At 57.8% G+C, this 5,552-nt stretch carries 8 protein-coding genes; 3 read left to right on the top strand and 5 right to left on the bottom strand.

The window, feature by feature from the left end:
* Positions 1–281: helix-turn-helix domain-containing protein (locus BO74_RS20470; protein ID WP_496445112.1), on the bottom strand; the 281-nt coding region annotated here is incomplete at its 3' end.
* Positions 282–288: 7 nt separating this feature from the next.
* Positions 289–609: a 7TM-DISM domain-containing protein gene (locus BO74_RS20465; protein WP_496445149.1), complete on the bottom strand. Its 321-nt coding sequence runs from the start codon at positions 607–609 to the stop codon at positions 289–291.
* Between the two features lie 287 nt (positions 610–896).
* Here BO74_RS20465 and BO74_RS20460 point away from each other — a divergent pair, with 287 nt between their 5' ends.
* Positions 897–1,124 (top strand): alpha-hydroxy-acid oxidizing protein, encoded by a 228-nt coding sequence (locus BO74_RS20460; protein ID WP_496445147.1) that lies wholly within the window; start codon positions 897–899, stop codon positions 1,122–1,124.
* A gap of 279 nt (positions 1,125–1,403) precedes the next feature.
* On the opposite strand, the gene pdxR is transcribed toward BO74_RS20460, so the two are convergent.
* Entirely contained in the window at positions 1,404–2,870 is a 1,467-nt protein-coding gene (pdxR, locus tag BO74_RS20455; protein WP_496445145.1) for a MocR-like pyridoxine biosynthesis transcription factor PdxR, read from the bottom strand.
* Between the two features lie 94 nt (positions 2,871–2,964).
* Between pdxR and BO74_RS20450 the strand changes: the two genes are divergently transcribed.
* Positions 2,965–3,603, top strand: coding sequence for a pyridoxamine 5'-phosphate oxidase family protein (locus BO74_RS20450; protein WP_496445143.1), 639 nt, complete (start codon positions 2,965–2,967; stop codon positions 3,601–3,603).
* A gap of 256 nt (positions 3,604–3,859) precedes the next feature.
* On the opposite strand, the gene BO74_RS20445 is transcribed toward BO74_RS20450, so the two are convergent.
* Positions 3,860–4,150, bottom strand: a complete 291-nt coding sequence (locus BO74_RS20445; protein ID WP_496445141.1) for a hypothetical protein — start codon at positions 4,148–4,150, stop codon at positions 3,860–3,862.
* Between the two features lie 65 nt (positions 4,151–4,215).
* On the bottom strand, positions 4,216–5,127 hold the full coding sequence (locus tag BO74_RS20440) for a DUF29 family protein (RefSeq protein ID WP_496445139.1): 912 nt from the start codon (positions 5,125–5,127) through the stop codon (positions 4,216–4,218).
* Positions 5,128–5,292: 165 nt separating this feature from the next.
* Here BO74_RS20440 and BO74_RS20435 point away from each other — a divergent pair.
* Positions 5,293–5,552: transposase (locus BO74_RS20435; protein ID WP_496440942.1), on the top strand; the 260-nt coding region annotated here is incomplete at its 3' end.

Genomic DNA, 5,552 nt, shown 5'->3' with positions numbered 1-5,552 from the left:
GCGGGCACCGCCCCCACAATGCGTTGTCGAATCCAGACTTCCTGCACCATCGACAGTTTTCGGCACGCGCCGGGGGGACGTCCACGCAGCCTTTCTGTCAGGGAACCCTCGCCGGCGGTCTGTGCCTTTCGCAACCACGCCTGAACCGTCCGGACATGAACTCCTGCCACCTTCGCCAGTTCAACGCCACTCAGGCCCGACTGCTTCCGCAGTCGAAGCACCATCTTCCGCAGCGTATCTCGCCCCTCATAACCCAGCTTGCGCGCATCAATCTTTTCCATGCGGAAATCATACCGCAAACAGCCTATTTAAGGGCCGGGTTAATAATAGATACGCTTTGCGCCCCTCGATGGGCGCACGGACAGTGATGCGAATCCAGTACGCCGACTGGCTATACCCGTCATAAAACGTCAGACCAACCGGGGAAAACTCACGCTTTAGAATATCGCTGAGCTCAAGTTGAGCAGAAGGGTCTTCCAGAACGGCCCGAGAAACAGCCAAATCAGCCGCGCCGGCGTGTGCGGAGACGAGCAGCGAGAGACCCAGTATGACAAGGCCCACAAACCTGATCACCAAACTACGTCCATGAAAATTTGACCGTCCGCGCATCCGAAGAATTTTACCCGGACGGAGCACAGCAAGTGATTTTCTACTGTATAAATGCCGTTTTTGTTTCGAGTGTAATCCACTGGCGGACCTTACAGTGCGAGGCGTGATAGCTTTTGTGTCTTTTCCTTCAAGAATCCAGCGGTGCTTAGCTCCCTGGAGTGCGATGGGGGGGCAGCGGGGTTCTTGGCTCGCAGCACTTGGCACTCAATAACCACCACTCAGGTTTTGGCTTCGTTCTGTTCATTGTTTCGAATCTCTGTGCGAACATGATTTAACGCGGGGCCACCATCCATCCTCTGGACAGGTTAGCGTTAGCGCTCGGCGCTCGTTTCGTATTCGTCGGCCGATCGTTCAACTATGCGGCCACTATCGGTGGTGAAGCCGGCGTTTCACACGCAATCAAATTGCTGCGAGATGAGATTCATGCTGATATGGGGCTCCTTGGCATCAACCATCTCTCGGATCTAAGCGCGGACTTCCTTTTTCGGCCACATAGCAGTGACCGAAGCCATTGAAGATCGCCCGGCAGATTTTCTAGGCGCACAGGGGGAGGCCTCTCCGGCAGTTTTTAGATGTGACCGGACCTTTGAATGGCATTACAGCCTGACTGGCGAATGACGGCAGTTGTTAAGGGTTGTGCGATGCCTGCCCTACCGCGAGGCAGGTTGAGTGGCAACGATTGCCGGCGGGCAGGCGTCGTACAACCCTTAACAGCGGCTGCCGTTGGGCATGCGCGGTGGCCGATGGTACCCGTATAGATCCAATGGATTTCTGTTCAAGTATTCTTCGTACGATCAAGCTTCACGTGGATTTGAATCCTGGGATTGAACGGCTTCCACCAATCGCCTCATGCTCTCTGCAAGCATCCCTTCCTCGAGGTTCCCGTACCCTAAGACAAGTCCATTGCATATCATTGGCGTTCGTGTATAGCTACCCAGCGCTCGCACCCCCAGCCCCAACTCCGTTGCATACATCGCCACTTCTGTATCGCGTATCCCGTGTGGCAACCACATCACCAAATGCAAGCCTGCTTCGCCGCCCGATAGCTCCACGCTCGGCCCGAATGCTTCCCGCAACGCTGCACGCAATGTCACCTGCCGCGCGGCATAGCGCGCGCGCATAAGTCGCAGATGGGCGGTGTAGTAGCCACGCTGCATGAAGTCAGCAAGTGCGCGCTGTTCGATGCCCTGTCCGGCACGTGTGGCTTGAGCTGCAGCGCGTGCGAAATTGGCTGCGATTGCATGAGGCAGAACGAGATAGCCGAGGCGTAGTCCCGGATATAGGGTCTTGCTGAAAGTACCGACGTAAACGACAGGGGCATCGGGCTGCAGGCCGAATAGCGCGGGCGGGGCTGAACCGACGCGGCGAAATTCGCTGTCGTAGTCGTCCTCAATAATCCAGGCGCCAGAACTGCGTGCATGCTCGATTAGCGCAAGGCGTCGCGGCAGGGACATGACGTGGCCAGTAGGGTACTGGTGCGATGGCGTGATCATGATGAGACGAGGCGGATACCTGCACCAGTCCTCTTCGCTGGGAGCGAGCCCCTCGCTATCGACGGGCACGTCATGCACGCGTAGCCCGGCTAGACCACATGCGACGCGGGCGGCGAAATAGCCAGGATTCTCGACCCAAATGGTATCGCCATAGTCAGCCAATAGCCGAGCACAGAGATCGAGGGCTGCTTGTGTCCCGCTCGTAATCACGATTTGCGCTGCATCTACCGGCAAACCACGGACGGTAGTGAGGTGGCCAGCGATTGACTCACGCAATGCGGGGTCACCGCCGCGTGCAGCATAGCCAAGTTGACGCCACCCCGCATCACGCCAAGCGCGCTCTAGACATGCACGCCAACTACGGAAAGGAAATGCGCCGAAGTCTAGTGCGCCAGGTGCAAATGGAAGCGCAGCTGATTCTCGCGTTGGTTCAGGCTGCAGCGCAATCGCAGCGCGGACGGAGAGTTGTAGCTGCGCAGAGGGCGCGTCCTCACTGTTTGGTCGAACAATGGGCCGTACGTGCAGCGGCGCCACACGTGTGCCTTGGCGATCCGCCAGTAGGCAACCCTCGGCGATAAGCTGTTCATAGGCAAACAGTACGGTGTTGCGTGAGATCTTCAGCGAAACAGCCAAGCCACGACTGGCGGGCAAGCGCGTACCTGACACAAGATGGCCGGACAAGATGGCATCGCGCAAGCGGTGATAGAGCACGCGCTGTCGCGGCATGGTTTCCGGCAAAGGCGGGGCGAGCAGCCAGTCCAGTTCCATCGTGGCTCCACGAATGATTTATTTTATGGCACTGCCAAAGGTACCACGATCTTCGTAGAGTGCAGACTCCTACACGTTCTGGAGATCAGCCATCATGCCTCTCTCTATCGCCCCCTCTCCACGCACCCGCGTCCGCCGCATGCCGGACCGCGCGCACTACGACGCCGAGGTTATCAACGCAATCGTCGACGCGGCAGTCATCTGTTGCGTTGCCTTCCAGATCGACGGCGCGGTGCACGCCATCCCCACCATCCATTGGCGCGAAGGAGAACACTTGTACATCCACGGTGCTAAGGCATCGCGCATGCTCAAGGCACTGACTGATGGAGAAGCCTGCATCACCATCGCGCTGACCGATGGCCTGGTACTAGCCCGCTCGGCCATGCACCACTCGATGAACTACCGTTCGGTGGTGATCTACGGCCAGTTCGAGCTGGTGGCCGATCCGGCAGAGAAACAGCGCAGCCTGCGAGCACTCATCGAAGGTCTTTATCCCGGGCGGTGGGACACGCTACGTCCAATTAGCGACAAGGAACTGAACGCCACCAGCGTACTGCGGATCCCGCTAGCCGAGGCATCAGCCAAGGTGCGTGACAGTGGAGTAAAGGACGACGAAGAGGATTTGGTCTGGCCGGTCTGGGCAGGCGTGATTCCGCTAAACACTAGGCTTGGCACGCCGCGCAGGGAGGACGATAGCGTGGAGCGTACGGTGCCCTCCACACGCTTCGGTTGAATCGCCCCGAGTTCTGTAGCCACTGCTAAGTCTGCTCAGCCGTCGGAAGCCGCCATTCAGGTTGGAAGGACTGAACGACGGCAATGGCCGATCAAAAGACCTACGCAGCTGGCTGGACGCCAGAGACACGGTCACCCGAAAGAGCTAAGTGACGTTTTTTCAAAACACCCTCTCCACGGCAAGGCAACTATAGTTCGCCAGCTTTCCGACCTAACGCCGCGAGTTCTGCGCGAATCACTTCGCGCATCGATTATCTCTATGCCTGTTTGTCGAAAAAAAGACCCTCGATTTCTTGGGAGCGGGCATCCATCGTCTCTACCGCATAGTCCAGCCAGGTTGCGTATCCGTCAGGAGGCTCTGGCCGGTCCATTTCGTCAGCCCGAACTTCCGCATGCCGTCGCAACAACTCCGCAGCATCTTGCGGCGATACGGCATAGCCACCGTTCGTGGCAACGACAATCAGACGCTCGACGTCCTTCGGGAATTCCTTGCCTGGATCAAACGCCGGCGCAGGTGGCAACGAACGGGAAATCAGACGCTTGCTCATGAGTAGACTTGGTTTTGATTTAAGTACGTCGCTTGGCTGCCGACCTGCGGTTAATTGTGAAAAATTTACTCGACGTTACCGTTCTCGCCAGACATGCGTCGATCGCTTTCCTCTTTCAACCGCTCCGCTTCGTCGGGCGGAAATCCGAGGTCGAGGAAGATGTTTCCACCGACAGGGGTGATATGCGAAATGCACGTAGACACTTTGACTAAAAGGGATTCGCTGTCAGGTGGTTCCATGGCTCCTTGCAGGATCGCTTCGGCCAACACGTTCTCAAGGGCGTAGGGGCACGTCTCGGGCGGTTCCTGCGCATCGTGTTCACTGATCGACGGTGAATGCTTGAGTGCCGTTCTGGCTTCGCGCCAGACGGCCTCAAGACGGGCCGTAACGTGTTCTCTAAGCGATGGAGAGGCCTGCAGTGCCTCACGAAATCGTGCCTGGAATGCTTCCATTCGCTGTACCACGCCCGCGTCGGTCGTCCGAAGATCAAGTATCCACCAATCCACGAGCAGTCGGCGCAGCAGTGTTTCGATCTCCTGACGCTTTGTCGCGACCTGCTCCTCAAAGAAAGTGGCCAGAATGTCTCTTTGCGCTTCGTTAAGCGCTCCACTCCGCAGCAGGCTCACCTGATGTGCCATCCAGGCGCAGGTGTCGACACCGACGGACGGCTCGTTGTCACGTAGCCATTCACGGTACCGCGCGATTGCCGCCAGAAAGTGTTCCGATCGCGGTGGAGGCGATTCCATCAGTTCAAGCAGTCGGCGTGATTCTCGTTCGGTCAGAACCAGCGTTGTCTCGTCCTTTTCGGTGTTCCGGTGAAGGACGCTGGACAAATCGAGGATCGTCATGCCGGCAAGTTGGCCGCCGGCATCGTAACCCACGCTGACATTCCAGTCGTAGGAGACGTCTTTGGCGACTGGCGCGTCGGAGAACCTGACGCAGAGCACATCCTCGGTGCTGTCGTACGTGATTTTCATAAGTGTTCCTTCAGGCGTTGTTTCTGTTCAAGGGTCTGATGTCTGGCCGGTCCGGATTGGGCTACTTCGCATCGCGTACGGCGATGAGGTGCTCGGCGCGAATTGAGGTAGGCTGAAAAAAGTGGAGTCCAACGTTTCGTAAAATGTGAGGAACGGAGGACAAGGATGGAACGACTACCGAAAGGGATCTACACGCTGGAATTTCGGGCGGAAGCGGTGAAGCTGGTGGAAGCGGAAGGGCTGTCGGTGGATGCGGCAGCGAAGCGCTTGTCGGTGCCAAAGAGCAGTCTTGGCAATTGGGTGCGGGCGTCGCGTACAGGCAACCTGGCGAAGGTTGGGCAAGGCCAGAGGGTGCCGACGGAAACGGAAATTGAACTGGCGCGACTGCGCAAGGAATTGGCGGAAGTGAAACTGGAGCGTGATCT

The sequence above is a fragment of the Propionivibrio pelophilus DSM 12018 genome (genome assembly GCF_059569095.1).
This window is presented reverse-complemented; position numbering and strand designations above follow the sequence as displayed.

Coding starts and splice junctions, on each gene's coding strand:
- pdxR (WP_496445145.1), bottom strand. CDS start 2,870: ATGGAACTGGACTGGCTGCTCGCCCCGCCTTTGCCGGAAACCATGCCG.
- BO74_RS20440 (WP_496445139.1), bottom strand. CDS start 5,127: ATGAAAATCACGTACGACAGCACCGAGGATGTGCTCTGCGTCAGGTTC.
- BO74_RS20445 (WP_496445141.1), bottom strand. CDS start 4,150: ATGAGCAAGCGTCTGATTTCCCGTTCGTTGCCACCTGCGCCGGCGTTT.
- BO74_RS20450 (WP_496445143.1), top strand. CDS start 2,965: ATGCCTCTCTCTATCGCCCCCTCTCCACGCACCCGCGTCCGCCGCATG.
- BO74_RS20465 (WP_496445149.1), bottom strand. CDS start 609: ATGCGCGGACGGTCAAATTTTCATGGACGTAGTTTGGTGATCAGGTTT.